26 protein-coding genes and 5 tRNA genes are annotated in these 24,134 nt (G+C 66.0%); 17 read left to right on the top strand and 14 right to left on the bottom strand.

The annotated features are described in order from the left end of the window. Nucleotides 1–140: 140 nt before the first annotated feature. From surE to I6J77_RS09545, 4 genes are all read left to right on the top strand, one after another. Entirely contained in the window at nucleotides 141–950 is an 810-nt protein-coding gene (gene surE / locus I6J77_RS09560) for a 5'/3'-nucleotidase SurE (protein ID WP_204108802.1), read from the top strand. 3 nt (nucleotides 951–953) lie between these two features. After that, a complete protein-coding gene (locus I6J77_RS09555; RefSeq protein ID WP_056718373.1) occupies nucleotides 954–1,649 on the top strand; it encodes a protein-L-isoaspartate(D-aspartate) O-methyltransferase in 696 nt (231 codons plus the stop codon). Next, a complete protein-coding gene (locus I6J77_RS09550) occupies nucleotides 1,649–2,257 on the top strand; it encodes a YqaA family protein (RefSeq protein ID WP_007809099.1) in 609 nt (202 codons plus the stop codon). The genes I6J77_RS09555 and I6J77_RS09550 overlap by 1 nt, the downstream gene beginning before the upstream one ends. 81 nt (nucleotides 2,258–2,338) lie before the next feature. Then, nucleotides 2,339–3,349: a peptidoglycan DD-metalloendopeptidase family protein gene (locus I6J77_RS09545; protein WP_204111449.1), complete on the top strand. Its 1,011-nt coding sequence runs from the start codon at nucleotides 2,339–2,341 to the stop codon at nucleotides 3,347–3,349. 43 nt (nucleotides 3,350–3,392) lie between these two features. On the opposite strand, the gene I6J77_RS09540 is transcribed toward I6J77_RS09545, so the two are convergent. Both I6J77_RS09540 and yhbY read right to left on the bottom strand, forming a co-directional pair. After that, nucleotides 3,393–3,770 carry an Mth938-like domain-containing protein gene (locus I6J77_RS09540; protein ID WP_204108801.1) on the bottom strand — a complete coding sequence of 126 codons (378 nt, stop codon included), beginning with the start codon at nucleotides 3,768–3,770 and terminating at the stop codon, nucleotides 3,393–3,395. After that, entirely contained in the window at nucleotides 3,770–4,066 is a 297-nt protein-coding gene (yhbY, locus tag I6J77_RS09535; protein WP_056718376.1) for a ribosome assembly RNA-binding protein YhbY, read from the bottom strand. Before yhbY ends, I6J77_RS09540 begins: the two co-directional genes overlap by 1 nt. An 81-nt stretch (nucleotides 4,067–4,147) precedes the next feature. On the opposite strand from yhbY, the gene rlmE reads away from it, so the two are divergent. From rlmE to I6J77_RS09495, 8 genes are all read left to right on the top strand, one after another. After that, nucleotides 4,148–4,798: a 23S rRNA (uridine(2552)-2'-O)-methyltransferase RlmE gene (rlmE, locus tag I6J77_RS09530; RefSeq protein ID WP_007809094.1), complete on the top strand. Its 651-nt coding sequence runs from the start codon at nucleotides 4,148–4,150 to the stop codon at nucleotides 4,796–4,798. After that, nucleotides 4,795–6,753 carry an ATP-dependent zinc metalloprotease FtsH gene (gene ftsH / locus I6J77_RS09525; RefSeq protein WP_056718378.1) on the top strand — a complete coding sequence of 653 codons (1,959 nt, stop codon included), beginning with the start codon at nucleotides 4,795–4,797 and terminating at the stop codon, nucleotides 6,751–6,753. The genes rlmE and ftsH overlap by 4 nt, the downstream gene beginning before the upstream one ends. Beyond that, complete coding sequence (locus I6J77_RS09520; protein WP_204108800.1) at nucleotides 6,746–6,886, top strand: hypothetical protein; 141 nt, start codon at nucleotides 6,746–6,748, stop codon at nucleotides 6,884–6,886. Before ftsH ends, I6J77_RS09520 begins: the two co-directional genes overlap by 8 nt. A 70-nt stretch (nucleotides 6,887–6,956) precedes the next feature. Beyond that, nucleotides 6,957–7,033 (top strand) — tRNA-Arg (locus I6J77_RS09515). A 177-nt stretch (nucleotides 7,034–7,210) separates the two neighbouring features. Continuing rightward, a tRNA-Pro gene (locus tag I6J77_RS09510) sits at nucleotides 7,211–7,287 on the top strand. 24 nt (nucleotides 7,288–7,311) lie between these two features. Next, nucleotides 7,312–7,388, top strand: a tRNA-Arg gene (locus I6J77_RS09505). Nucleotides 7,389–7,401: 13 nt separating this feature from the next. Continuing rightward, nucleotides 7,402–7,478: transfer RNA gene (locus I6J77_RS09500), tRNA-His, on the top strand. A gap of 36 nt (nucleotides 7,479–7,514) precedes the next feature. Then, nucleotides 7,515–7,590, top strand: a tRNA-Lys gene (locus I6J77_RS09495). A 146-nt stretch (nucleotides 7,591–7,736) separates the two neighbouring features. On the opposite strand, the gene purB is transcribed toward I6J77_RS09495, so the two are convergent. Continuing rightward, nucleotides 7,737–9,104, bottom strand: a complete 1,368-nt coding sequence (purB, locus tag I6J77_RS09490) for an adenylosuccinate lyase (protein ID WP_204108799.1) — start codon at nucleotides 9,102–9,104, stop codon at nucleotides 7,737–7,739. Nucleotides 9,105–9,259: 155 nt separating this feature from the next. Between purB and I6J77_RS09485 the strand changes: the two genes are divergently transcribed. Then, the gene (locus I6J77_RS09485) at nucleotides 9,260–10,648 is read left to right on the top strand and encodes an aspartate ammonia-lyase (protein WP_204108798.1); all 1,389 of its coding nucleotides are present in this window, start codon (nucleotides 9,260–9,262) and stop codon (nucleotides 10,646–10,648) included. A gap of 68 nt (nucleotides 10,649–10,716) precedes the next feature. Here I6J77_RS09485 and I6J77_RS09480 read toward each other — a convergent pair whose 3' ends face one another. From I6J77_RS09480 to I6J77_RS09450, 7 genes are all read right to left on the bottom strand, one after another. Further along, on the bottom strand, nucleotides 10,717–11,367 hold the full coding sequence (locus I6J77_RS09480) for a GDSL-type esterase/lipase family protein (protein ID WP_204108797.1): 651 nt from the start codon (nucleotides 11,365–11,367) through the stop codon (nucleotides 10,717–10,719). A 136-nt stretch (nucleotides 11,368–11,503) separates the two neighbouring features. Then, on the bottom strand, nucleotides 11,504–12,028 hold the full coding sequence (locus tag I6J77_RS09475; protein ID WP_204108796.1) for a hypothetical protein: 525 nt from the start codon (nucleotides 12,026–12,028) through the stop codon (nucleotides 11,504–11,506). Between the two features lie 91 nt (nucleotides 12,029–12,119). After that, the gene (locus I6J77_RS09470; RefSeq protein WP_204108795.1) at nucleotides 12,120–12,803 is read right to left on the bottom strand and encodes a hypothetical protein; all 684 of its coding nucleotides are present in this window, start codon (nucleotides 12,801–12,803) and stop codon (nucleotides 12,120–12,122) included. Nucleotides 12,804–12,836: 33 nt separating this feature from the next. Further along, nucleotides 12,837–13,802: a hypothetical protein gene (locus I6J77_RS09465; protein ID WP_056764747.1), complete on the bottom strand. Its 966-nt coding sequence runs from the start codon at nucleotides 13,800–13,802 to the stop codon at nucleotides 12,837–12,839. After that, nucleotides 13,799–14,656, bottom strand: a complete 858-nt coding sequence (locus tag I6J77_RS09460) for an ABC transporter ATP-binding protein (RefSeq protein ID WP_007809082.1) — start codon at nucleotides 14,654–14,656, stop codon at nucleotides 13,799–13,801. The genes I6J77_RS09465 and I6J77_RS09460 overlap by 4 nt, the downstream gene beginning before the upstream one ends. After that, complete coding sequence (locus I6J77_RS09455) at nucleotides 14,653–15,027, bottom strand: GntR family transcriptional regulator (RefSeq protein WP_007809080.1); 375 nt, start codon at nucleotides 15,025–15,027, stop codon at nucleotides 14,653–14,655. The genes I6J77_RS09460 and I6J77_RS09455 overlap by 4 nt, the downstream gene beginning before the upstream one ends. Before the next feature lie 3 nt (nucleotides 15,028–15,030). Continuing rightward, nucleotides 15,031–15,372, bottom strand: a complete 342-nt coding sequence (locus I6J77_RS09450) for a hypothetical protein (protein WP_056718385.1) — start codon at nucleotides 15,370–15,372, stop codon at nucleotides 15,031–15,033. Nucleotides 15,373–15,533: 161 nt separating this feature from the next. Between I6J77_RS09450 and I6J77_RS09445 the strand changes: the two genes are divergently transcribed. After that, the gene (locus I6J77_RS09445) at nucleotides 15,534–16,385 is read left to right on the top strand and encodes an SDR family NAD(P)-dependent oxidoreductase (protein WP_239308897.1); all 852 of its coding nucleotides are present in this window, start codon (nucleotides 15,534–15,536) and stop codon (nucleotides 16,383–16,385) included. A gap of 51 nt (nucleotides 16,386–16,436) precedes the next feature. Here the strand turns inward: I6J77_RS09445 and I6J77_RS09440 are convergent, their stop codons facing one another. Further along, nucleotides 16,437–18,104 (bottom strand): amidohydrolase, encoded by a 1,668-nt coding sequence (locus I6J77_RS09440; protein ID WP_204108794.1) that lies wholly within the window; start codon nucleotides 18,102–18,104, stop codon nucleotides 16,437–16,439. 175 nt (nucleotides 18,105–18,279) lie between these two features. Here I6J77_RS09440 and I6J77_RS09435 point away from each other — a divergent pair, with 175 nt between their 5' ends. The 3 genes from I6J77_RS09435 to I6J77_RS09425 are packed head-to-tail and all read left to right on the top strand — an operon-like array spanning nucleotide 18,280 to nucleotide 21,246. After that, nucleotides 18,280–19,254, top strand: a complete 975-nt coding sequence (locus I6J77_RS09435) for a LysR substrate-binding domain-containing protein (protein WP_056718405.1) — start codon at nucleotides 18,280–18,282, stop codon at nucleotides 19,252–19,254. Nucleotides 19,255–19,300: 46 nt separating this feature from the next. Then, the gene (locus I6J77_RS09430) at nucleotides 19,301–20,443 is read left to right on the top strand and encodes a pyridoxal phosphate-dependent aminotransferase (protein WP_304627165.1); all 1,143 of its coding nucleotides are present in this window, start codon (nucleotides 19,301–19,303) and stop codon (nucleotides 20,441–20,443) included. 2 nt (nucleotides 20,444–20,445) lie between these two features. Continuing rightward, entirely contained in the window at nucleotides 20,446–21,246 is an 801-nt protein-coding gene (locus I6J77_RS09425; protein WP_204108792.1) for an amidohydrolase, read from the top strand. 79 nt (nucleotides 21,247–21,325) lie between these two features. Here I6J77_RS09425 and arsC read toward each other — a convergent pair whose 3' ends face one another. Genes arsC through scpB form a run of 3 tightly spaced genes read right to left on the bottom strand, consistent with a single transcriptional unit; the run spans nucleotide 21,326 to nucleotide 24,094 of the window. Further along, nucleotides 21,326–21,670, bottom strand: a complete 345-nt coding sequence (gene arsC, locus I6J77_RS09420) for an arsenate reductase (glutaredoxin) (protein ID WP_204108791.1) — start codon at nucleotides 21,668–21,670, stop codon at nucleotides 21,326–21,328. A gap of 10 nt (nucleotides 21,671–21,680) precedes the next feature. Then, a complete protein-coding gene (locus tag I6J77_RS09415; RefSeq protein WP_204108790.1) occupies nucleotides 21,681–23,225 on the bottom strand; it encodes a pseudouridine synthase in 1,545 nt (514 codons plus the stop codon). Next, the gene (gene scpB / locus I6J77_RS09410) at nucleotides 23,222–24,094 is read right to left on the bottom strand and encodes an SMC-Scp complex subunit ScpB (RefSeq protein WP_204108789.1); all 873 of its coding nucleotides are present in this window, start codon (nucleotides 24,092–24,094) and stop codon (nucleotides 23,222–23,224) included. Before scpB ends, I6J77_RS09415 begins: the two co-directional genes overlap by 4 nt. Nucleotides 24,095–24,134 lie beyond the last annotated feature (40 nt).

The following is a 24,134-nucleotide window of genomic DNA, read 5'->3' as shown; positions in this document are numbered from 1 at the left end:
TACGGCGCGGCCGGGCGAATGGCGAAAGCACTGGGGAACGGCGTGAAACCGGGGGCGCGCTCCGGTAGACTTCGAGGCTTCAGCAGTGCGCTGCCGCAGGATGGTAATGAGCACCTGCGTGTCGCTTTCCACGGAGCATCATGCGAGTTCTGGTAAGTAACGACGATGGCGTGGATGCCCCGGGCATCCGCGTGCTGGCCGAGCGTCTCGGCGAAGTGGCGGACGTGACCGTGGTCGCGCCCGACCGGGACCGGTCAGGTGCAAGCAATTCGCTGACCCTGGACGCACCCTTGCGGGTGTTGCCGATGGCCAACGGCTACTACCGGGTGGCCGGCACGCCCACCGATTGCGTGCACCTGGCGCTGGCCGGCCTGCTCGATGAAGAGCCGGACATGGTCGTGTCGGGCATCAACAACTCGGCCAACCTCGGTGACGACGTGATCTATTCCGGCACCGTCTCGGCGGCAATGGAAGGACGCTTCCTGGGGCTGCCGGCGATCGCCGTGTCGCTGGTCAGCCACGACCACAAGGGCGTGCACTACGACTCGGCCGCGAAAGCGGTGCTGCTGCTGATGAACCGCCTGCTGGTCGATCCGCTGCCCGCCGACACCATTCTCAACGTCAACGTGCCCGACCTTCCCTGGGCCGACATCCAGGGTTTCGAAGTCACCCGGCTCGGGCGTCGCCATCGCGCGGCCCCCTGCATCGCGCAGACCGATCCGCGGGGTCGGCCGATCTGGTGGATCGGCCCGGCCGGCGAGGCCGATGACGCCGGCCCCGGCACCGACTTCAACGCCGTGCGGCGGGGTTTCGTCTCGGTGACGCCGATCCACGTCGATCTGACCCGGTTCCAGGCACTGGAGAAAGTCAGCAGCTGGATGCAGCCGCTCAGCGACGAGATGAGCAACGCGATGGCCGACGGCCGCAATCCCACGAACGAGGTGGCCTGAGCCATGACGGTCTATCCACTGCCGGCGGCAGATCTGAAGGGCGAGGGCATGACGTCGCAGCGCGCCCGCGACCGGCTGGCCGCGATGCTCAAGGACAGCGGCATTCGCGATGCGCGGGTGATCGAAGTGATCCGTAACCTGCCGCGCCATCACTTCATCGATCAGGCGCTGCATTCGCGCGCCTACGAGAATGATGCGTTGCCGATCGGCCATGGCCAGACCATCTCGCAACCGTGGGTGGTGGCGCGCATGACCGAAGCCCTGCTCGAGCATTTCGACGCGAAGCAGGGCATGCCGCAGAAAGTGCTGGAGATCGGCACCGGCTCGGGCTACCAGGCCGCGGTGCTGGCCGCGCTGGTGCCGCAGCTGTTCACGGTGGAGCGGATCGAGGCACTGTTGCGCCAGGCCCGCCGCCGCTTCCGCCAACTGGGCCTGACCAACCTGCGCTCGCGCCACGACGACGGCAAGCTGGGCTGGCCCGACGAGGCACCGTTCGATGCGATCATCCTCACCGCCGCCGGCGACACCATTCCCACCCGCATCCTCGATCAGCTCAGCCCGACCGGCGTGCTGGTGGCGCCGGTGGGCTCACCCAGCCGGCAAACGCTGATCCGCATGCGTGGCGACGGGCAGGGCGACTTCATCCAGGAAGAACTCGGCCCGGTCAGCTTCGTGCCCCTGCTTGGCGGTATCGGCTGATGCGCCTGTTTGCCGGGCTGTACGCGCGTGCACTGAGCTGGGCGCGCGATCGCAGAGCGTTGTACTACCTGTCCGGGCTCAGTTTCGTCGAGGCGTTCATCTTCCCGATCCCGCCGGAAGTGATGCTGGCGCCGATGATGCTGGGCAAGCGGCACAAGGCGTTCTTTTTCGCCAACATCAGCCTGCTGTTTTCACTGCTGGGCGCCCTGGTCGGCTACGTGCTGGGCCACTGGGCCTTCCACGCGCTGCGGCCCGCGCTGGATGCGCTGCATCTGCTGACGCCGATCGAACAGGGCGTGGCGGTGCTGAGCAAGCAGATGGTCGAGCATCACTGGGGCATGTTCGGCGTGCTGATCCTGGCCGCGCTGCAGCCGGTGGTGCCGATGAAGTTCGTCACCTGGGCCTGCGGCATCATCGGCGTGCCGATCCTGCCGTTCCTGGCCTGCATCGGGCTCGGCCGCGGCAAGCGCGTGTGGCTGCTTGCCCTGTTGATCCGCCTGTTCGGCGAACGCGCCGAGCGCATCCTGCACAAATACGTCGAGTGGATCGGCTGGACGGCCTTGCTGGCGCTGGCGTTGCTGCTGGTGTGGTGGTTCGTCCTGCGCTGAAGTGGTGAATTTTCCAAGCCGGGCGAGCCTGGCGGCCTCCCGCCACGGTGACGTCGCATGAAAATCACTGTCTGCCTCGGTATGCTGATGCCCATGGATCGATATCTTCAATGGCCGGCGTTGCTGGTCGCAGCCTCGCTGCTTGCTGCCTGCGGCACCATGCGCAGCTCGGTCGTGGTGGAACCGGCGGCCGGAACGACTTATCGCCACGCCGCCGTGGTCACCCCGTCGCCAGCTCCCGCGCGTACGCCGATACCCGGTGGCAGCTACCAGGTGCAGCATGGCGACACGCTTTATTCGATCGCGTTCCGCAAGGGCGTGGACTTCCGTGACCTGGCCCAGTGGAACGGGATTGCCGAGCCGTACACGATCTGGCCGGGGCAGCGCCTGACGCTGGCGCCGCCGGGCAAGCGTGCGGTGGCACCATCGAGCGTTGCCGCGCCCGTGCAGGCGGCAGGTTCGAGCGTCGCCGCCGCGCCGGTGTTCGAGTCCGTGCCGACGCCGGCATCGCCCGCCACGGCGTCGGCCGGCGGGGTATCGGCGTCCGCGCATTCGCCTGCTGCCCCGGCAGTTTCGCCGGTGGCCACGGAGACAAAGCCGGTCAAGCCCGCGGTTGCTGCGGCGGCGCCCAGTGTGGTGCCGGTGGCCGGCGTTGCACCGGTGGCACCGGCCGCCATGCCGCCACCGGCCACACCGGCGGCGGGAGTTTCGCGGGTGGTCAGCGGGGTGCAGTGGCACTGGCCAGCCGAGGGCAACCTGGTGGGTCGCTTCAACAGCGCCGATGCGATTCCCGGCATCGAGATCGCGGGCAAGTCCGGCGATCCGATCCGGGCGGCCGCCGATGGCGTGGTGGTCTACAGCGGCAACGGCTTGGTCGGCTATGGCGAACTGGTGATCATCAAGCACAGCGACAGCTTCCTGTCGGCGTATGGCCACAACCGCAAGCGGCTGGTCAAGGAAGGGCAGCAGGTGAGCAGGGGGCAGCAGATCGCCGAGATGGGCTCGACCGGCACCACCCGCAACGAGCTGGAATTCCAGATCCGCAAGGACGGCAATCCAGTCGATCCGCTGGGCTATCTGCCGCAGCGTTGATGCGGCCGGTCACGCCCGGGCCGCGGCCCGGGAGCAGCGGCGATCAGCCTGGCGGCAGGATGAAGGCGGCGACCACCCGGCGGCCTTCGTCGGCCAGCAGGTTGTAGGTGCGCGCCGCGGCGGCGTTGTCCATCACCTCGATGCCGATGTTCTTGCGCAGGAAGCCTGCCATGAACGCGGCCGCCGGGAAGGCCTGGCGCGCGCCGGTACCCAGCACGACCAGCTCGGGGTTCAGCGCCAGCAAGGCTTCGACATGGCCGGCATCGAGCGTTTCGGGAGCCGTGACAGGCCAGTTCTCGATCGCCCTGTCCGGTGCCAGCAGGAAGCTGGAGGTGAGTTCGCGATCAATCAGGGTGATGCCGTGCGCGGCCACCCGGCGCACGTACAGATAGCCTTCGGGGCGTTCCAGCGACAGATCCATCAGCGTGGCAGGGCGATCTTCGGTTCGTCGACATTGCGGCGGAACAGCACCACGACATGGCCGATCTGCTGGATCTGCTCGGCGCCGGTGCCGCCGGTGAGCACGTCGATCTGCGCCTGGCGCTCTTCCTTGTCGCCGCCGGACAGCTTGATCTTGACCAGTTCGTGGATGTCCAGCGCCTGGTTCAGTTCCTTCACCACGGCTTCCGTGGCGCCCTTGTTGCCCAGCAGGACGACCGCGCTCAGGTCATGGGCGAGGCTGCGCAGGTAACGGATCTGCGAGGAGGAGAGGGCCATGCGGTGGGACTCGATTCACGGTTGATGAACGGCAAAGGGTATCATGCGGGTATCCCGTTCCCCAATCGACGATTGCACGACATGGCCCGCAGCAAAAGCAGTGCAGTATGGCTGCGCGAACATTTCAACGACGAATACGTGAAAAAGGCCCAGGCCGAAGGCCTGCGCTCGCGTGCCGTCTACAAGCTGGAGGAGCTGCTCGAACGCGACCGGCTGCTCAAGCCGGGCATCAACGTGGTCGACCTCGGTGCGGCGCCGGGCAGCTGGTCCCAGCTGGTGCGCAACCGGCTGGGGGACAGCGGCAAGGTTTTCGCCCTGGACATCCTGCCGATGCAAAGCATCGCCGGGGTGGACTTCCTGCAGGGCGACTTCCGCGAGGAAAGCGTGTTGAAGGAGCTGGAGTCGCGCCTGGATGGCCTCAAGGTCGATCTTGTACTGTGCGACATGGCCCCCAATATGAGTGGAGTGGCCCTGGCCGACCAGATCCGCGCGATGGCGTTGTGCGAACTGGCGCTCGACTTCAGCCGGGAATGGCTGAAGCCGGGCGGATCGTTCCTGATCAAGTTGTTCCAGGGTGTCGGCTTTGACGATTACTTGCGCAGCTTGCGCGCGGACTTCAGCCGCGTGACGATGCGTAAACCTAAGGCCTCCCGCGCACGTTCGCGTGAGGTATATGCGCTGGCGACGGGCCGCAAGCCCGCCGCGGCGTCACCGGGCGAGAACCGTGCATGAATGAAACAGCGAAAAATGTGTTGCTCTGGGTAATCATCGCGGTGGTGCTGTTCACCGTGTTCCAGAACTTCAACCCGCGTGGCGCCGCTTCCACGGACATGGCCTACAGCGCGTTCGTGCAAAGCGTGGACAACGGCAACGTGGCCAACGCCACGATCGGCGCCGACCAGCCCGCCACGATCAGCGGCAAGCTGAAGGATGGCAGCGCGTTCCGCACCGTCGCCCCGATCCTGGGCTTTTCCACCAGCCAGGTGGTCAAGCAGATGCAGGACAAGGGCGTCGAAGTCCGTCAGGACCCGTCCGAAGGTTTCTCGCTGATCGGCCTGCTGGTGAGCTGGCTGCCGGTGCTGCTGATCGTGGGCGTGTTCATCTGGTTCATGCGCCAGATGCAGTCCGGCGGTGGCGGCCGCGGCGCGATGAGTTTCGGTCGTTCGCGCGCGAAGCTGCAGGGCGAGGACCAGATCAAGGTCAACTTCGGCGACGTGGCCGGTTGTGACGAAGCCAAGGAGGAGGTCGGCGAACTGGTCGAGTTCCTGCGCGATCCGTCCAAGTTCCAGAAGCTCGGCGGCAAGATTCCCCGCGGCGTGCTGATGGTCGGTCCTCCCGGCACCGGCAAGACCCTGCTGGCGAAGGCCATCGCGGGCGAGGCCAAGGTGCCGTTCTTCTCGATTTCCGGTTCGGACTTCGTCGAGATGTTCGTTGGCGTCGGCGCCAGCCGCGTGCGCGACATGTTCGAGCAGGCCAAGAAGCATGCGCCCTGCATCATCTTCATCGACGAAATCGACGCGGTCGGCCGTCATCGCGGCGCCGGCCTCGGTGGTGGGCACGACGAGCGCGAGCAGACCCTGAACGCCTTGCTGGTCGAGATGGACGGCTTCGAGGGCAGTGAAGGCATCATCGTGATCGCGGCGACCAACCGTCCCGACGTGCTCGACCCGGCCCTGTTGCGTCCGGGCCGCTTCGACCGCCAGGTCGTCGTGGGGCTGCCCGACGTGCGCGGTCGCGAGCAGATCCTCAAGGTGCACATGCGCAAGGTGCCGACCGCCAGCGACGTCAACGCCATGACGATCGCCCGCGGCACCCCCGGTTTCTCCGGTGCCGATCTGGCCAACCTGGTCAACGAGGCCGCCTTGTTCGCCGCGCGCGAGAACGCGCGTGAAGTGCGCATGAGCCACCTCGACAAGGCGCGGGACAAGATCCTGATGGGTACCGAGCGTCGCTCGATGGCGATGAGCGAGGACGAGAAGAAACTCACCGCCTATCACGAGGCAGGTCATGCCATCGTCGGCCGTCTGGTGCCCGAGCACGACCCGGTCTACAAGGTCACCATCATTCCGCGTGGGCGCGCGCTTGGCGTCACCATGTACCTGCCCGAAGGCGACAAGTACAGCATCAACCGGGTGGCGATCCAGTCGCAGTTGTGTTCGCTGTATGGCGGCCGCGTGGCCGAGGAGCTGATCTTCGGCGCCGACAAGGTCACTACCGGCGCCTCGAACGACATCGAGCGGGCCACCAAGATGGCGCGCAACATGGCCACCAAGTGGGGCCTGTCGGATGAACTTGGCCCGATCACCTACGGCGAGGACGAGGACGAGGTCTTCCTCGGCCGCTCGGTGACCCAGCACAAGAGCATCTCCAACGAAACCGCGAGCAAGATCGACGGCGTGGTGCGGGGCATCCTCGATCGCGCCTATGCGCGCAGCACGGAACTGCTGACGGCGAACCTGGACAAGCTGCACATGATGGCCGACGCCCTGCTGCAGTACGAGACGATCGACGCACACCAGATCGACGACATCATGGCCGGGCGTGTTCCCGGACCGCCGGCGGACTGGACGAAGAGCGCCTCCACCGGCAGTACGCCGCCACCGCCGCCGCCGAAGGGCGACACCGGCTCGGCCGTTGGCAAGGTCGGTGATCCGGCGCCGCAGAGCCGCGACAGGTGGAATGGCTGATCGTCGTTTGGACGGCTATTCGGGCAACAGGGAAAGGGCGACCGATGGTCGCCTTTTTCATGGCCGGACCATCGGCGACAAATTTGATGAAGAAATTTTGCGAAAAGGGTTGACGCAAGAGGTCGGAGTCTGAATAATTCCGCTTCTGGCTTCGCCGGCTTGTTCCCCAGACAACCGCCGGCTCGGCTGAAAAGTTTTACAGTGCGCCCGTAGCTCAGTTGGATAGAGTACCTGGCTACGAACTAGGTGGTCGGGAGTTCGAATCTCTCCGGGCGCACCATTTTTATTCCGGGACAGGGTGTCTGCATCCGTCCTGTTTTCAACCAGGAGCCTGCAAGGTCCGCGTTGGAAATGGTGGTGAGGAAATACCAAGGTGTGCTTCGATACGATTGACTGGGCGAGGCGTCACCCGTAACATTTCAAGGCTTCGGTGGCGACATGACCGGAGATTCGAAAGCGGGGTATAGCTCAGTCTGGTAGAGCGTTGCGTTTGGGACGCAAAAGTCGGGGGTTCGAATCCCTCTGCCCCGACCAGCGACACGTTCTGCCGACAGGACGGCGCCTGTAGCTCAACCGGATAGAGCATCGGCCTTCTAAGCCGACGGTTGCAGGTTCGAGTCCTGTCTGGCGCACCAGTATCAAACGATGGTGGATGTAGCTCAGCTGGTTAGAGTCCCGGATTGTGATTCCGGTTGTCGTGGGTTCGAATCCCATCATCCACCCCAGTTTCAAATCCGTCCATGCGGATACAATCAGTTCATGGGCCGTTAGCTCAGTTGGTAGAGCAGTTGACTCTTAATCAATTGGTCCACAGTTCGAATCTGTGACGGCCCACCAATAAAACAGCCACCTAGGGAAACCCGGGTGGCTGTTCTCTTTGTGGAATCCGAAACCCGCGACCCTGATGAAGTCACCAGGCTGGCGGTGCAGGGCGAACCCGAAGGTTCGCCCCGACCGCTACGGCCGACGTTGTGGCCTCGCCCTCAGATGGTCTTTGCCAGTCCGTCGGCCACGCCGATGTAACTGCCGGGCGTCAGTTCCAGCAGCCGCTGTTTCGCCTCGGACGGAAGATCCAGGCCGGCGATGAATTCGCGCATCGAGTCCCTGGTGATGCCGTGGCCACGGGTCAGCGCCTTGAGCTGTTCGTAAGGCTGCGGCAGGCCGTAGCGGCGCATCACGGTCTGCACGGCTTCGGCCAGCACTTCCCAGCTGGCGTCGAGGTCGGCGCCGATGCGCTCGGCGTTGACGTTGAGCTTGCCCAGCCCCTTCTTCAATGACTCCAGCGCCACCAGGCCGTGGCCGAATGCGGTGCCCAGCGCCCGCAGCACGGTGGAGTCGGTGAGGTCGCGCTGCCAGCGGCTGATCGGCAGCTTTTCGGCGAAGTGGCCGAGCAGCGCGTTGGCGAGGCCGAAGTTGCCTTCGGCGTTTTCGAAGTCGATCGGGTTGACCTTGTGCGGCATGGTGGAGGAACCGACTTCGCCGGCCTTCAGCGTCTGCTTGAAGTAACCCAGCGAGATGTAGCCCCAGATGTCGCGGGCCAGGTCGATCAGGATGATGTTGGCGCGGCGCACCGCGTCGCAGTATTCGGCCACGTTGTCATGCGGCTCGATCTGGGTGGTGTAGGCGTTGTAGTCGAGGCCCAGGCTTTCGACGAAGCGCTGCGAGAACGCCCGCCAGTCCACTTCCGGGTAGGTGATGACGTGGGCGTTGTAGTTGCCCACGGCACCGTTGATCTTGCCGGAGACTTCGACCGCCACCAGCTGCCGACGCTGGCGCTCCAGCCGCGCCACCACGTTGGCGATTTCCTTGCCCAGCGTGCTGGGCGAGGCGGTCTGGCCGTGGGTGCGCGAGAGCAGCGGCAGGTTCGCGTTGTCGTGGGCCATCTCGCGCAGCTTGCCGATCACGGCGTCGAGCTGCGGCAGCAGCACGTCGCTGCGGGCGTCGCGCAGCATCAGCGCGTAGGACAGGTTGTTGATGTCCTCGCTGGTGCAGGCGAAGTGCACGAATTCCTTCGCCTGCGCCAGGCTGGCGTCGGCGCCGATCTTTTCCTTGATGAAGTACTCGACCGCCTTGACGTCGTGGTTGGTGGTCGCCTCGATCGCCTTGATCCGCTCGCCGTCGGCTTCGCTGAAGTTTTCCGCGATGGCCTTCAGGGTGGCGACCTGGGCTGCGTCGAAAGACGGCAGCTCGACGATCTTCGGTTCGGCGGCCAGCGCCAGCAGCCATTCGATCTCCACCTGCACGCGGCGGTGCATCAGGCCGAATTCGCTGAAGATCGGGCGCAGCGCTTCGACCTTGCTGGCATAGCGGCCATCCAGCGGCGACAGGGCGGTGAGGGCGTGGTTGGACATCGGGGCGTTCCGGCGAGGGGAAACCGCCATTTTACATTGACGGCGTGTCCGTGCCCGGCGGCTTATAGTGAGCGGACGTGACCGTCCCCGTTCACCCTGAGCGTAGCGCCGAACGGTCCAGGCGATGCCACGGTCCCACCCCGAAGGATTTCCCCATGAGCAATTTCCGCATCGAACACGACAGCATGGGCGAGCTGAAAGTCCCCGCCGACGCACTGTACGGCGCGCAGACCCAGCGCGCGATCGACAACTTCCCGATTTCCGGCCTGCACCTGCCGCGCCCGTTCATCCGCGCCCTGGGCCTGATCAAGGCGGCCGCGGCCGAGGTCAACGTCGCGATGGGGCATTTGAAGAAGAACCAGGCCGCGGCGATCCGCAAGGCGTCGATGGCGGTGGCGGAAGGCCAGCATGACGCGCAGTTTCCGATCGACGTCTTCCAGACCGGCTCGGGCACCAGCACCAACATGAACGCGAACGAGGTGATCGCGCACCTGGCGGTGGCGGCGGGCGCGAAGGTGCATCCGAACGACCACGTCAATTACGGGCAAAGCTCGAACGACGTGATCCCCACCGCGATCCACGTCAGCGCCACGCTGACCACCAGCGAGCAGTTGCTGCCCGCGCTGAAGCATCTGAAGAAGGCGATCGACCAGCGCGCCCGCGAGCTGAAGAACACGCCCAAGACCGGCCGCACCCACCTGATGGACGCGATGCCGATCACCTTTGGCCAGGAGCTGTCGGGCTGGGCTGCACAGATCGGCTCGGCGATCGAACGCATCGAGGATGCCCTGAAGCGCATGCGCCGCTTGCCGCAGGGTGGCACGGCGGTGGGCACCGGCATCAACGCCGACCCGAAGTTCGGTCCGGCGATGGCGCTGCAACTGAAGAAGCTGACCGGCGTGAAGTTCGAGTCGGCGGAAAATTATTTCGAGGGCATGGCCGCGCAAGACGCAGCGGTGGAGCTGTCCGGCGCGCTGAAGACGCTGGCGGTGGCGCTGATGAAGATCGCCAACGACCTGCGCTGGATGAACTCGGGCCCGCTGGCTGGCCTGGGCGAGATCGAGCTGCCGGCGCTGCAACCGGGTTCGTCGATCATGCCGGGCAAGGTCAACCCAGTGATTCCCGAGGCGGTGGCGATGGTCGCCGCCCAGGTGATCGGCAACGACGCCTCGATCACCATCGCCGGCCAGTCCGGCAACTTCCAGCTCAACGTGATGCTGCCGCTGATCGCGCACAACCTGCTGCAGTCGATCGGGATACTGGCCAACGTCAGCGTGCTGCTGGCCGACAAGGCGATCGCCGGGTTCAAGGTCAACAAGGCGCGGGTCGACCAGGCGCTGGCAATGAACCCGATCCTGGTCACCGCATTGAACCCGGTGATCGGTTACGAGAAGGGTGCGGCCACCGCCAAGCTGGCGTACAAGCAGCACCGGCCGATCATGGAGGTGGCGCTGGAAACCACCGGCTTGTCGAAGAGCGAATTGAAGAAGCTGCTTGATCCGCTGACGCTGACCCGCGGCGGCATTCACGGCGAAGGCAAATAACCTGTCTGCAGCCTGGAAAGAAGTGGCCCGCACCATGCGGGCCACTTCCGTCGACAGTTTCGTTACCTTCAGTTGATCAGCAGCGGACGCAGCGTGGGCCATGCGTTGTCGAGCATGCGCAACTGGGCGACCGCGGTCGGATGCACGCCGTCATCCAGCAGCAGGGTGGGCTTGTCCGAAATGCCGGCCATCAGGGACGGCAGCAGCGTGACGTGCTGATCCTTGGCAACCCGGGCATAGACCTGCCGCAGGGTGTCTGCGCAGTGATCCTTGTCGAGCTTGGGCGGGATCTCGAAACCCAGTACGGCGACCTTCGCTCCCGAGGCCTGGGCCAGGTCGATCAGCTGGGTCATGTGCTGTTCCAGGGTTTGCCGGTTGGCGCCGAGGATGGCGTCGTTGGCGCCCAGCTCGAGGATGATCAGCCGCGGATGGTGAGCGGTGATCAGTGCGGGCAGTTCCTTCAGCGCGTCATCCATGGTCTTGCCGCCGCGGCTGGCGTTGACGATCGAAGGCGGGGTCGTCGTGGCGTGGTCGACGCGTTGCTGCAGCAGGTTCACCCAGCCTGCCTCGGCCGGGATGCGGTGCGCCGAGCTCAGGCTGTCACCGACCAGCAGAACGGTCCCGGTCCGTGCCGTGGCATTGCTGGCGGGGGATGGCGAGGCTTGCGCCAGCGGTGCGGCGAGAGTCAGTGCAAACAGGAGGCAGGGCAGGAGGCGCATGGTGGTTCCTCGGGGTGCGGGAGGCCGACGCAGTCGGGACGACTTCGTGGAATGAACGGTGGAGCGGAAGGGGTGGATACAGGCGGTATCCGCGCGGGAAGGGTCCCGTCCGGCACGCGTGCCGGATGGTCCGTCGTCAGTCCTTGGCGTCGCTCTCGCAATCGGCCACGTCGGATGAGCTGACGATCGAAGCGTAGGGCTTGAAGGACGCCAGTTGCGTGGCCAGCTGATCCTGCGCGGTCTTGATCGAAGCCTGCGCCTTGCAGATGTCGAGGCTCAGCTGCTGCATTTGCCCGGCTCCCGCCTCGGCTGTCTCACCCGCATTGCCCGGCGCGGAGGACGTGCTGGCCACGACCGCTTTGGCCGCCATGCGGACGCCGGCCTTGCCCATGGCCAGGCCGGTTTCATGCACCGAGCGCACGCTCTGGTTGTACTGGGCCAGCAGGCTGCGTTCGGCGGGCGTGGTGACGACAGGCTTGCCGTCGACGGTGAACGTGCCGTCGGCATCGATCGTGGCTTTCGACGCGCCGATGACGCGCAGGTTCACCTGGTATCCATCAAGAGTGATCGCACCATTGGCCATGACGGTGTCGGGCGTATTGCAGGCAGCGAGCGTGCATGCCAGTGCGGCGAGAAGGAGCGGGCGGGCGAGATCTTTCATGACAGGTCCGTTGTTCGGTTCAAGAGAAGACTTGTGATCGTCGGGTAGCAGTTCCGCCAGTCGCCGGGGCGGCTGGCGGAGCCTGAGCCGCTCAGTCGGAGAACACGGCAAAGCCCTTCTTGCCATCCTTGTCAGTCATCTCCTTGCCGCAGTCGTCGATGTCCTTTTGCGTCATCGTGGCGTAGGGCCTGAACGCCGGCATCGCCGCGGCGAGCTTCTGCTGCGAGGCCAACAGGTCCGGCAGCCGCTTGCACAGGGCCATGGCGGCGGCCTGGATCTTGTCGGTCTGCGGCTTGATGCTCGCCTCGATCTCCTTGTCGTCCTTGCCGCTGAGCGCACCCCAGATGGCCTGCTTCGCCGCCGTGACGCCGATGTCCGCGCCCTGTGCACCGATGTCCATGCCGGCCTCGGCGATGCCGAGGACCTGCTGTCGGTAGTCGACCAGCATGACGTGCTGCTCCGGCGTGGCATCGACCGGCTTGCCCGCGATCACCAGGTTGCCTTGCGGGGTGATCGCCGCCTTGGGCAGGGAGGAGTCGCGATGGACGCCCGGTTCCGTGTTGAAGTGGACGTCGCCGATGCTGATGTCCTTGGTGGCCAGTTCCTGCTTGGCCTGCTCGATGCCCTCACGGACCTTGGCGGCGATCGACGAGGACGAGGTCTGGGTGCTGGCTTGCTTTGCTGCCGGGGCATCCTGGTCCGAGTGGCTGCAGGCGGCCAGTGGCAGCAGCAGGGCCGATGCGAGGATGCCGCTGGCGAAGAGATGGCTTTTCATCGTGTGTTCTCCCTTGTGATTCGTTCGGATGGGTCAGCTGTCGTCGCGCCAGCGGCGGAACCAGGTCGCACCGGCCAGCAGGGCGGCGCCGATCACCACACCGATCCACAGGTTCGGCGAGGCTGCCAGGTGCCAGGTGTTGACCAGGTCCAGGACGTCGCTGCCGTTGCCGGTGACGTGGCTGACCATGTTGTCGCTGTCCGCGCTGAAGATGCTGCCGGTGCCGGGGAACACGCTGAACAGGGCGCGCTGCACGATGTTCTTCCAGAACCAGGTGGCCGGCAGGTTGAACAGGCCCATGATGCCGAACCAGCTCACCAGCAGACCGGCGCCGACCGGCAGTGCCACCGCCCACAGGAACGGCTTGCTGCGTGCCCAGGCCGAACAGATCAGCAACCAGCCCACCGCGGGCGCAGCCCACAACACATACAGCGGGATGTAGCCGATCAGGTTGAACATGACCTTGAACGGGTGCGCCAGTACCAGCAGCTGCCACACGTTGACGCCGTGGAAGGACAGCGTGATCGCCACGATCAGCAGTTGCAGCATGCCCACGATGATGCCCACGATCACGGCCACGATGGGCGCGACGACGGTGGCGCTGACGACCTTGGACAACACGGTGCTGGCGTCGGAGATCGGCAGCGATTTCCAGAACAGGATGCTGCGGTCGCGGCGATCGTCGTACAGCGCGCCGAGGCAGTAGAAGAACACCACGAAGCCGAGCACCACGATCAGCAATCCCATTGCCGAGTACATCGCGATGTCCAGGGCGAACCCGACCTTGCTCATGTCGCCGGCGTCCATGCCCTCGATGACCTTACGCAGACCGCCGCTGGCGCCGAAGCTGATGCCCTGGCGGGCGCCGAGCACCTCGGCGGTGATGATGCCCATGATGTTCAGCAGCAGGAAGATGCCGCCGGTGATGATCGGCGCCCAGAAGAAGCCGCCCCGGTGTTCCCAGAATTCGCGCTTTACCAGCCAGTAGAAGGTTTTCATGCGTAGGTTCCCTTCATGGTGGCGACGAACAGGTCGCTGATGGACGGCCGGCGGGTTTCGCCCAGCTGTTCCAGCACCGCGCGGTTCGCGCCGTCAAACAGAAAAATGCTCTTGCCGAAGACCTGGCGTTCGTCGATGGGCTTCAATGCCCGGGCCGCATCGGCCTTGTCGGCGCCCACCATCACCTCGATGAAGCGTTCGCCCACCGCGTCCATGTCCGCATCCAGCACGATCCTGCCGTCGCGGATGAACATCAGGTCGGTGAGGATGTGTTCGACTTCCTCGACCTGGTGGGTGGTGACGATGATCGTCTTGTTCTCGTCGAAGTAGTCTTCCAGCAGGTTCTGGTAGAACTGCTTGCGGTAGAGGATGTCCAGGCCCAGGGTCGGTTCGTCCAGGATCAGCAGGCGGGCGTCGATCGCCATCACCAGGGCCAGGTGCAGCTGCACGATCATGCCCTTGGACATCTGCCGCACGCGCTGGTCGGGCTGCAGCTTGGTGCGGGCCAGAAAGGCCTCGCACTTCTTGCGGTCGAAGCGCGGATGCACGTTGGCGACGAAGTCGATCGCCTGGCTCACCTTGATCCAGCGCGGCAGCACGGCCACGTCGGCGATGAAGCAGACTTCGCCCATCAGCTTGTCGCGCTGCTTGCGCGGGTCGAAACCCAGCACGTTCAACTCGCCGCTGAAGTCGGTCAATCCCAGGATGGCCTTCAGCGCGGTGGTCTTGCCGGCACCGTTGGGACCGATCAGGCCCACAATGCGGCCGGGCTCGATCTGGAAGCTGGTGTTGTCCAGCGCCAGCGCCGACTTGTACCGCTTGGTCAGGCCGTTGGCCGTGATTACCGCGCTCATGATCCTTCCTCCTTGTCCGTGGCGGCTTCGCGCAGCAGAGTCTTGAGATCCAGCCCCATCCGCTGCAGCCGTGCAAACAGCGCCGGCCACTCTTCGCGCAGGAAGCGCTCGCGTTCCGATTTCAGCAGCGCCTCGCGAGCGCCTTCAATGACGAACATGCCCAAGCCCCTCCGTTTCTCAACCAGTTGTTCGTCGACCAGTTCCTGGTATGCCTTGGATACCGTCAGCGGATTGATCTGATATTCCGCTGCCACCTGGCGTACCGACGGCAGCGGGTCGCCCTCGTTCAAGGCGCCGTCCAGGATCATCGCCACGACACGCTGGTGCAGTTGGCGATAGATCGGGACGCTGTCGTTCCAGGTAATGGTCATGTCTTATTCCTTGCTGATGCGACCGAATTTGTTGCCAAACGAATAGTAGGGCATGGCCAGTTGCGACCCGAGCAGGCTGAATTGCCCGGCGCCGTCGGACTCGCCCAGGTTGCCCAGCACCGACATCGTGGCGATGGTGGCGGTGTCGTTCCCGGGCAGCAGGGCCGCGCTGCGCATTTCCGCTGCGCTGGGGCGAACCTGGACCGGTGCCAGGTTGGTGACGCGGGCGGCGCCCTGCTGGGCAGCTGCGGCCGGCTGGCTGTCGACGTTGTAGTTGACGACGCTCAGGCTCGCGACGGTGAGCAGGACGGCGGCGGCGCTGGCGATCAGGTTGTGCGCTTTCATGACGGGCCTCCTTAGTGACCTCGTTGGGTGGTGTTGTAGTGAACTATAACACCGAGTTTTGAACCGTCAATAGGCTGGATGCAAATTGGCAACATGACTGATGGCAGGGGGGGGCACCGGATCGTCCGTGCAGGGGCATCAGGTCCATCCGGCGGAGACGGTTGCGCCGTTGGCCCGCGCTGCGCCGGCTTCATGCTTCAATACCTGGCGTCAATCCGGAGGTGAACGTGGATCTTGAACTGGCTGGTCGCATCGTCGTCATCACCGGCGCGAGCAAGGGCATCGGACTGGCTTGTGCGATCGCCTTCGCCCGCGAAGGCGCCAGCGTGATCGGCGTTTCCCGCGATCCGGCCAATCTGCGTGTCGCGCAGGAGCAACTGGCGTCGCTGGGCCTGGCCATGGATGTGGACCCGGCAGATCTCAAGGACAGCGTGGCGGCGCAACTGGTGATGGAACGCATCGTCAACGACCACGGGCCCATCGACGTGCTGGTCAATTGCGCGGGCGCCGCCCGGCGCACGCCGCCGGACGAACTGGACGCGACCGCCGTGCTCGCGGCAATGCAGGCGAAGTACCTCAGCTACATGCACGCGATCGATCCGGTGATTCGTGCGATGGCGGCGCGTGGCACGGGAAGCATCGTCAACGTGATCGGGCAGGGCGGTCGCCAGGCCAATCCGCAGCACATCGGCGGCGGTTCGGCGAACGCCGCCCTGATGCTGGCCACCGTGGGCTATGCCAATGCCTACGCCGGCAGGGGCGTGCGGGTGAATGCGATCAATCCGGGGATAACCCGTACCGGCCGCGTCGACGAAGGACTGGACGCCGCGGTGCGGGCCAGCGGGCAAGCGCGCGAGGCGCTGCTGGCAAGTCAGCTGGCCGGCATTCCACTGGGGCGCATGGCCGAGCCCGCCGAGATTGCCGATGTCGCGGTTTTCCTCGCCTCGGCGCGGGCCAGTTATGTCACCGGCGCCATCATCCCGATGGATGGCGGCAAGACCTCGACGATCTGAGCGCCAGCACGGCAAGGGCCGGCATGGATGCCGGCCCTTGCGGGCCGGTGGTCAGTCCCTGGCGACGTAGACCTGCTTGCCGCCGACCCAGGTCTGCAAGACCTTCGTGTTCCAGATCTTGCTGGAAGGATCCTTCATCACGTCGTGATCGATCAGGATGAAGTCGGCCCACTTGCCCGGTTCCAGCGTGCCCAGGGTCTTCTCGGCATGCTCGGCGTAGGCCGCGTCCAAGGTGAAAGCACGCAGGGCCTCGGTCAGGCTCAGGTCCTGCTGCGGGTACCAGCCACCCGGGGGCTGACCCTGATGGTCCTCGCGGGTCACCGCCGAATACAACCCGTAGAACGGATCGGGCGATTCCACGGGGAAGTCCGAGCCGGCGGCGATCACCGTGCCCTGCTTGAGGAAACGCTGCCAGGCATAGGCACCCTTGATGCGCTCGTGGCCGATCCGGTCCTCGGCCATGTTCATGTCCGAGGTGGCATGGGTGGGCTGCATCGAGGCGATCAGGTGCAGGCTCACGAAGCGCGGGATGTCCTGCAGCGAAACGATCTGCGCATGTTCGACGCGGTTGCGCAGGGCGACCGCATCCGGATGGGTCTTGTAGGCGGCGGCGAAGCTGTCCAGCACCTCGCGGTTGGCGTGGTCGCCGATGGCATGGATGCCGACCTGGTAGCCCTTGCCGAAGGCCTTCTCGATCTTCGAAGTCATCACCGCCGGCGGCAGGAACAGCAGGCCGCTGTTGTGCGGATCGTCGGAGTAGGGCTTCAGCATCGCCGCGCCGCGGCTGCCCAGTGCGCCGTCGGCGAACAGCTTGACCGAGCGCACGGTGAGGAAGTCGTTGCCGTAGCCGATCAGCGGGCCGTCCTTGCTGATCGCGTCGAAAGCCTCGCCGGTGTCGCGGATCATCGCGTAGATGCGCGCGGTGAGCTTGTGCGCGTCGGCGTACTGCCGATACAGCTGGTAGTTCTCCAGATCGATGCCTGCATCGCTGACCCCGGTAAGCCCGACGCTGGCCATCTCGGCCAGCGCGGTGTCCAGCGCCTCGATCCGGTCCTGCTGCGTCAATGCCGGCACCACGGCGTTGACCAGGTCCACGGCGCCATCGACGAAGACGCCGGACGGGTTGCCGTGGGCGTCGCGCTCGATGCGTCCGCCGCTGGGGTCCCGAGTGGTCTTGCCGACGCCGGCCAGCTTGATCGCCGCCGAGTTAGCCCATGCGGCGTGGCCATCGATGCGGCTCAGCCATACCGGTCGGTCGGACACCACGGCGTCGAGCTCTTGCGCGGTGGGGAAACGCCCCAGCTTCCAGATTTCCTGGTTCCAGCCGCCGCCGCGTATCCAGGTCGCGTCGGGATGGGCCGCCGCGTACGCCTTCACTTTCGCCAGCGCTTCGTCCAGCGATTTCGTGGTGCTGAGATCCACGCTGTTGCGGGCGTAGCCGAGTTCGAGCACGTGGCCGTGAGCGTCGATCAGCCCCGGCAGCAGGGTCTTGCCGTGGCCGTCGACGACCTTCGCGCCACCGGCGCGCTTGATCAGGTCGGCGCTGGTGCCGGTGGCGACGACCTTGCCCTGGTCCACCAGCAAGGCCTGGAAATGCTGCAGCTTGCCATGGCTGTCGAGGGTGTAGCCGTTGACGTTGCTGACCAGCAGGTCGGCGGCCGAAGCCACCGGTGCCAGCACCAGCAGGGCCAGCAGTGAAAAGCGTAGCGAACGGATCATGGGTGGGGTCCGATGACGGGTGGGCGAAGCTCCAGTGTGTCTGCCCCGGCCCGTTTTTTCCACCGCGCGCAAACCGCCGCGACTTGATTGACCGTCGATGCAAAGCGGATATATTCAGAACAATCTGACGGTGGATGTGTCCTTTCTGATCAATCGTCCCCAAATGGAAACGACGATGACCGTATTGAGCGGTGCCCTGCAGGACCTCAACGACCTTTACTTCTTTGCCGCCGTGGTGGAGCACGCCGGTTTCTCCGCCGCCGGCCGCGCCCTGGGTGTGCCGAAGTCGCGTCTCAGCAAGCGGGTCGCCCAGCTGGAGGAGCGGCTCGGCGTGCGCCTGTTGCAGCGGACCACCCGGCGCTTCGTGGTGACCGAGGTGGGCGAGCGCTTCTACGCGCATTGCCGCGCCGTGCTGGAAGAGGCGCAGGCCGCGCAGGATGCAGTGGACGAGTTGCGCGCCGAGCCGCGTGGCGTGGTGCGCCTCAGTTGCCCGGTGTCCCTGACCCAGACGGTGCTGGCCTACCTGCTGCCCGACTTCCTGGCGCAGTATCCGAAGATGCAGGTGCGCCTGCTTTCCAGCGATCGCCGGGTCGACGTGATCGGCGAGGGCTACGACCTGGCGATCCGCGTGCGCAACAAGCTGGATACCGATGCGAACCTGGTGGTGCGCAGCTTTGGCAACTCCCGCACCAAGCTGGTGGCCAGTCCGGCACTGCTGAAGGCGCAGGGGCGACCGACCTCCCCGGACGAACTGGCCAGGCTGCCGGCGTTGTCGATGCGCGAGCACGAGGGCGCGCAGACGTGGGAGCTGACCGACGCGGGCGGCGCCCAGGTCAACGTGGAGGTGCATGCACGCCTGATCACCGGCGATTTCGCCGTGTTGCTGGAAGCCGCCCGCCGCGGCATGGGCGTGGCGTTGCTGCCGGAGTTCGTCTGCGCGCCGGCGATCACGGCGGGCGATCTCGAAGTGGTGCTGCCGGACTGGAGCATGCCCGAGGGCACCATGCATTTCGTCTACCCCAGCCGGCGCGGCATGCTGCCCGGCGTGCGGGCGCTGGTGGATTTCCTGGCCGAGCGCCTGCCGGTCACCACCCTGCTCAAGCACGAGCAGTGCAAGCAGCGCCCGCTGGATGCGCTGCCGAAGTCCTGATGCGCTACGCTTGAACCTTTATGGACATCCATACGGCCGAATGACAATGATCGAAACCAAGCTTCCGAAAGTCGGCACCACCATCTTCAGCGTGATGAGCCAGCTCGCGCTGGAGCACAAGGCGGTGAACCTGGGCCAGGGTTTTCCCGACTTCGAGCCGCCGCAGGCATTGCGCGACGCGCTGAATCACGCGATGAACGACGGCCGCAACCAGTACGCGCCGATGCACGGCACCGCGGCGCTGCGCGAGCAGATCGCGCTGAAGACCGAACGCCTGTATGGCCGCAAGCTCAACGTCGATACCGACATCACGGTGACCTCCGGCGCCACCGAGGCGATCTTCGCGGCGATCGCCGCCACGGTGCGCGCGGGCGAGGAAGTGATCGTGTTCGACCCGGCCTACGACTGCTACGAGCCGGCGATCGACCTGCAGGGCGCGCGTGCGGTGCACATCCCGCTGACCGTGCCGGCGTTCTCGATCGACTGGCAGCGCGTGCGCGAGGCGGTGACGCCGAAGACGCGCATGATCATGATCAACACGCCGCACAACCCGTCCGGTGCGGTGTTGTCTGCGGCGGATCTGGACGAACTGGCGGCGATCGTGCGCGACACGAAGATCGTGGTGCTGTCCGACGAGGTCTACGAGCACATCGTCTACGACGGCGCCCAGCACGAAAGCGTGCTGCGCCATCCGGAACTGGCCGGGCGCAGCTTCGTGGTGTCCTCCTTCGGCAAGACCTATCACTGCACCGGCTGGAAGGTCGGCTACGCGGTGGCGCCGGCCGCGCTGAGCGCCGAGTTCCGCAAGGTGCATCAATACCTCACCTTCTGCACCTTCCATCCGGCGCAGGTGGCGTTCGCCGAATTCATGGCCAGCACGCCGCAGCACTACCTGGAATTGCCGGCGTTCTATCAGGCCAAGCGCGACCGTTTCCGTGCACTGCTGGCGCCTTCGCGATTCAAGCTGCTCGACGTGCCGGGCGGCTATTTCCAGCTGGTCGACTACTCGGCGATCCGCGACGAGGACGACCTCAGCTTCAGCCGCTGGCTGGTCGAGCAGGGCGGGGTGGCGGCGATCCCGCTGACGCCGTTCTACGAACAGGCGCCGGGAACGCGATTGCTGCGCCTGTGTTTTGCCAAGAGCGACGCCACCATGGAAGCGGCGGCGGAACGCCTGTGCAAGCTATGAGCATGCAACCACTGCGGGTTTCGCTGGTGCAGGGCGCCACCCGCTGGCACGACGCGCCGGCCAATCGCGACTATTACGGTGCGCTGGTACGCCAGGCCAGAGGCAGCGACCTGATCGTGCTGCCGGAGACCTTCCTGTCCGGTTTCAGCAACGACATCCAGGCCAGCGCCGACACCATGGACGGCGAGGGCGTGGCCTGGCTGCGCGCGCTGGCGATCGAGGTCGGCGCGGTGATCTGCGGCAGCCTGGCGATCCGCGAGGATGGCGTGGTCTACAACCGCCTGTTGTGGATGCAGCCGGACGGCAGCTTCCAGCAGTACGACAAGCGCCACCTGTTCCGCATGGCCGGCGAACACACCCGCTACGGCGGTGGCAACGAGCGGCTGATCGTGGAGCTGAAGGGTTGGCGCATCCTGCCCCAGGTCTGCTACGACCTGCGTTTCCCGGTGTGGCTGCGCAACCGCCGGCTGGCGACCGCCACTGGCGGCATGGACTACGACCTGGCCGTGTTCGTGGCGAACTGGCCGTCACCGCGCCGGCAGCCGTGGCGCACCTTGCTGCGCGCCCGCGCGATCGAGAACCTCAGCTACGTGGTCGGCGTGAACCGGGTCGGCGTGGACGGCAACGAGATCCCGTATGCCGGCGACAGCGCGATACTCGATCCGGTCGGCGAACCGCTGGTGGAACTGGGCGCACAGGAACAGGTGGTGACGATCACGCTGGACCCGGCACCGCTGCTGGCCCATCGCGAACGCTTTCCGGCATGGATGGATGCCGACGCGTTCTCGCTCGACCCGGGTTGACCGACGCGCCGCATCGTCGTTCGCCGGACAACAAAAAGCCGCCCCGAAGGCGGCTTCTGTCGATGGGTCGGCGACGGCTTCAGAGTATCGCCAGCACGGCCTCGGGCGGACGGCCAAGCGCCGCCTTGCCGTCGGCGACCACGATCGGCCGCTCGATCAGTTTCGGATGCGCGACCATCGCGGCGATCAGGGCCTGGTCGTCGAGCGAGGGATTGTCCAGGCCCAGGGCCTGGTAATCGTCCTCGCCCTGGCGCAGCAACTGGCGTGGCGTCATCCCCAGTTGCTGCAGCAGGGTCGAAAGCTCGGCGGCCGTCGGCGGCGTGTCGAGGTAGTTGACCACCTCGACGTCGGCGCCGCGTTCCTGCAGCAGCGCCAGCGTGGCGCGCGATTTCGAACAGCGGCTGTTGTGATAGATCCGCACCATCGGTCAGGCCTCAGCGATTGCCCGAACGGTTGCCGCCGCGGCCTGGCGGACGTCCACCGCCGGAGCCCGCGGGCCGCGCGCCGCCGTGCGGACGGTTGCCGCCCTGACCCTGCGGTCGACCGGAACCCTGGGGGCGATTGCCGCCCTGTCCTTGCGGACGTGCCTGGTTGCCATGCGAACGGTTGCCCTGGGCCTGCCCCTGTCCTTGTCCCTGCGGACGCGGACCACGATTGCCCGGAGCGCGGTTGCCTCCTGCGCTGTTGCCCCGTGATTCCCCGCCAAAACCGCTGTACGGACCGGCGGCGCCTGCGCTGCGACCTTCGCCCGCGGAACGTGCGCCGAACGGCTTGCCACCGGCCGGGCGACGATTGCCCGGGGCGCCGGCATTGCCGCGCGGTGCGCCGGGACGACCGGCACCACCGTCGCGGCTTTCGCCGGCGAACCAGGTGCGCACCGAGGGCAGTTCCTGGCCTGGCGCCACACGGCGACTCTTGCCGCCTCGGGCGCCACCGCCCGCGCCACGTTCGGGGCGCGCCACGTTGCCGTTCACTTCCCGGCCGTCACGCCGCGGCGGCTTGCGGCCGCGGACCGGTTCCTCGCGGATGCGGTCGTAGGCGCGCAGCTCGCGTGCTTCGTCCTGGCCGCCGGTCCAGGCCGTGCCGGCGCCACGTTCGGGACGATATTCGGTGACGCTGCGGCTGGCGCGACGCTGGTGCAGCACCGGACTCAGCGTGAGCACCGGCTGCGCCGCACCCAGGCCGGTGGTCTGGCGCAGCTGCTTGACGCTTTCGGCGTCCAGCGCTTCGCACTCGCCACGGCGCAGGTTGCGCGGCAGTTCGATCTTGCCGTAGCGGATGCGCTTCAGGCGGCTGACCAGGAAACCCTGCGAGTCCCACAGCCGGCGCACTTCGCGGTTGCGGCCTTCGCGGATCACCACGCGGAACCAGCTGTGGCTGCCGCCGCGGCTGATCACCGCGATCTCGTCGAAGCGGGCGGGACCGTCTTCCAGCTCCACGCCGGCCTTCAGCCGCTCGATGATCTCGTCGGGCACTTCGCCATGCACGCGGCACAGGTATTCGCGCTCGAGGCCGCTCTTGGGATGCATCAGGCCGTTGGCCAGTTCGCCGTCGGTGGTCAGCAGCAGCAGGCCGGTGGTGTTGATGTCGAGGCGGCCCACGGCGACCCAGCGCGCACCCTTCAGGCGCGGCAGCTGTTCGAACACGTTGGGGCGGCCGTCGGGATCGTCGCGGGTGGTCAGCACGCCTTCGGGCTTGTGGTAGATCAGCACCTCGGCGTCGTCGCGGCTGTCGGTGGCCACGACGAACTGCTTGCCGTCCATGACCACGCGGTCACCGGCCTTCACGCTCATGCCGATCTCGGCGGGGGCGCCGTTGAGCTCGACTTCGCCGGACTGGATGCGTTGCTCCAGCATGCGGCGCGAGCCCAGGCCGGCGTTCGCCAGCACCTTGTGCAGGCGCTCTTCCAGCGCGGGTGCGTCGGTGTCGATGCGCGGTTCGCGCTTCAGGGACAAAACGGATTTTTGCGGCGCAGTCATGCGCGGTACTCCTCGGTATCTTGGCTGGCGGAGCCGGTGTCGGCATCCGCGGCGGGGTTCGCTGCCTCGTCGGCAGTGGCAATCGGTTGGTCGGCAAGTGGGCCCGATTCGGGGCCAGGCTCGACGGCCTCGGGTGTCGTGGTCGGCGCATCGGCGTCGGCCGTGGTGTCGCTGTGATCGGTATCCGCGACGTCGGCGGATACCGGGTGTTCGTGTTCGTCGTCGATCGCGCCGTCGTTGTCCGGGCTGCTGTCGTCCGGCATTTCCTCGTCCGGGTCGATCGGCAGGTCGCGTGCGACGCGGGCGGGCAGGGGTTCAGGCTCGAAGCGCATCTGCGGGTCTTCCATGTCGCGAATTTCCGACAGCGGCGGCAACTGGTCCAGCGATTTCAGGTTGAAGTAGTCGAGAAAGGCGCGGGTGGTGCCGAACAGCGCCGGCTTGCCGGGCACGTCGCGGTAGCCGACCACGCGAATCCACTCGCGCTCCTCCATCGTCTTGATGATGTTGGAGGACACCACCACGCCACGGATCTGCTCGATCTCGGGCCGGGTGATCGGCTGGCGGTAGGCGATCAGCGCCAGCGTTTCCAGCAGCGCACGTGAATAGCGGCTGGGTCGCTCGGTCCACATCCGCGAGATCCACGGATGCACGTCCTGGCGCACCTGGTAGCGGAACCCCGACGCCACTTCCTTCAGCTCGACGCCGCGGCCGTCACAGTCCCCGGCCAGCGACTCCAGCGCCCGGGCGATCAGCTCGCGCGTGACCTCGTCGGCCTCGACGAACAGGTCGCCCAACTGCTGCACGGTCATTGGCTGGGTGGAGGCCAGCAGGGCGGCCTCGATGATGGATTTGAGTTGCTCGATCTGCATAACCTTGGGTCGGATGCCGTTTCGGTCACTGTCGTTCAAA

Origin of the sequence: Rhodanobacter sp. FDAARGOS 1247 (genome assembly GCF_016889805.1) — a bacterium.
GTDB lineage: Bacteria > Pseudomonadota > Gammaproteobacteria > Xanthomonadales > Rhodanobacteraceae > Rhodanobacter.
Note: the sequence above shows the minus strand (reverse complement) of the source record. Positions and strands in the feature narration are given on the sequence as shown.

Bases quoted from the DNA above. Each gene is read 5' to 3' on its own strand.
- surE (WP_204108802.1), top strand. From the start codon at position 141: ATGCGAGTTCTGGTAAGTAACGACGATGGCGTGGATGCCCCGGGCATC.
- I6J77_RS09555 (WP_056718373.1), top strand. From the start codon at position 954: ATGACGGTCTATCCACTGCCGGCGGCAGATCTGAAGGGCGAGGGCATG.
- I6J77_RS09550 (WP_007809099.1), top strand. From the start codon at position 1,649: ATGCGCCTGTTTGCCGGGCTGTACGCGCGTGCACTGAGCTGGGCGCGC.
- I6J77_RS09545 (WP_204111449.1), top strand. From the start codon at position 2,339: ATGCTGATGCCCATGGATCGATATCTTCAATGGCCGGCGTTGCTGGTC.
- I6J77_RS09540 (WP_204108801.1), bottom strand. From the start codon at position 3,770: ATGGATCTGTCGCTGGAACGCCCCGAAGGCTATCTGTACGTGCGCCGG.
- yhbY (WP_056718376.1), bottom strand. From the start codon at position 4,066: ATGGCCCTCTCCTCCTCGCAGATCCGTTACCTGCGCAGCCTCGCCCAT.
- rlmE (WP_007809094.1), top strand. From the start codon at position 4,148: ATGGCCCGCAGCAAAAGCAGTGCAGTATGGCTGCGCGAACATTTCAAC.
- ftsH (WP_056718378.1), top strand. From the start codon at position 4,795: ATGAATGAAACAGCGAAAAATGTGTTGCTCTGGGTAATCATCGCGGTG.
- I6J77_RS09520 (WP_204108800.1), top strand. From the start codon at position 6,746: ATGGCTGATCGTCGTTTGGACGGCTATTCGGGCAACAGGGAAAGGGCG.
- purB (WP_204108799.1), bottom strand. From the start codon at position 9,104: ATGTCCAACCACGCCCTCACCGCCCTGTCGCCGCTGGATGGCCGCTAT.
- I6J77_RS09485 (WP_204108798.1), top strand. From the start codon at position 9,260: ATGAGCAATTTCCGCATCGAACACGACAGCATGGGCGAGCTGAAAGTC.
- I6J77_RS09480 (WP_204108797.1), bottom strand. From the start codon at position 11,367: ATGCGCCTCCTGCCCTGCCTCCTGTTTGCACTGACTCTCGCCGCACCG.
- I6J77_RS09475 (WP_204108796.1), bottom strand. From the start codon at position 12,028: ATGAAAGATCTCGCCCGCCCGCTCCTTCTCGCCGCACTGGCATGCACG.
- I6J77_RS09470 (WP_204108795.1), bottom strand. From the start codon at position 12,803: ATGAAAAGCCATCTCTTCGCCAGCGGCATCCTCGCATCGGCCCTGCTG.
- I6J77_RS09465 (WP_056764747.1), bottom strand. From the start codon at position 13,802: ATGAAAACCTTCTACTGGCTGGTAAAGCGCGAATTCTGGGAACACCGG.
- I6J77_RS09460 (WP_007809082.1), bottom strand. From the start codon at position 14,656: ATGAGCGCGGTAATCACGGCCAACGGCCTGACCAAGCGGTACAAGTCG.
- I6J77_RS09455 (WP_007809080.1), bottom strand. From the start codon at position 15,027: ATGACCATTACCTGGAACGACAGCGTCCCGATCTATCGCCAACTGCAC.
- I6J77_RS09450 (WP_056718385.1), bottom strand. From the start codon at position 15,372: ATGAAAGCGCACAACCTGATCGCCAGCGCCGCCGCCGTCCTGCTCACC.
- I6J77_RS09440 (WP_204108794.1), bottom strand. From the start codon at position 18,104: ATGATCCGTTCGCTACGCTTTTCACTGCTGGCCCTGCTGGTGCTGGCA.
- I6J77_RS09435 (WP_056718405.1), top strand. From the start codon at position 18,280: ATGACCGTATTGAGCGGTGCCCTGCAGGACCTCAACGACCTTTACTTC.
- I6J77_RS09430 (WP_304627165.1), top strand. From the start codon at position 19,301: ATGATCGAAACCAAGCTTCCGAAAGTCGGCACCACCATCTTCAGCGTG.
- I6J77_RS09425 (WP_204108792.1), top strand. From the start codon at position 20,446: ATGCAACCACTGCGGGTTTCGCTGGTGCAGGGCGCCACCCGCTGGCAC.
- arsC (WP_204108791.1), bottom strand. From the start codon at position 21,670: ATGGTGCGGATCTATCACAACAGCCGCTGTTCGAAATCGCGCGCCACG.
- I6J77_RS09415 (WP_204108790.1), bottom strand. From the start codon at position 23,225: ATGACTGCGCCGCAAAAATCCGTTTTGTCCCTGAAGCGCGAACCGCGC.
- scpB (WP_204108789.1), bottom strand. From the start codon at position 24,094: ATGCAGATCGAGCAACTCAAATCCATCATCGAGGCCGCCCTGCTGGCC.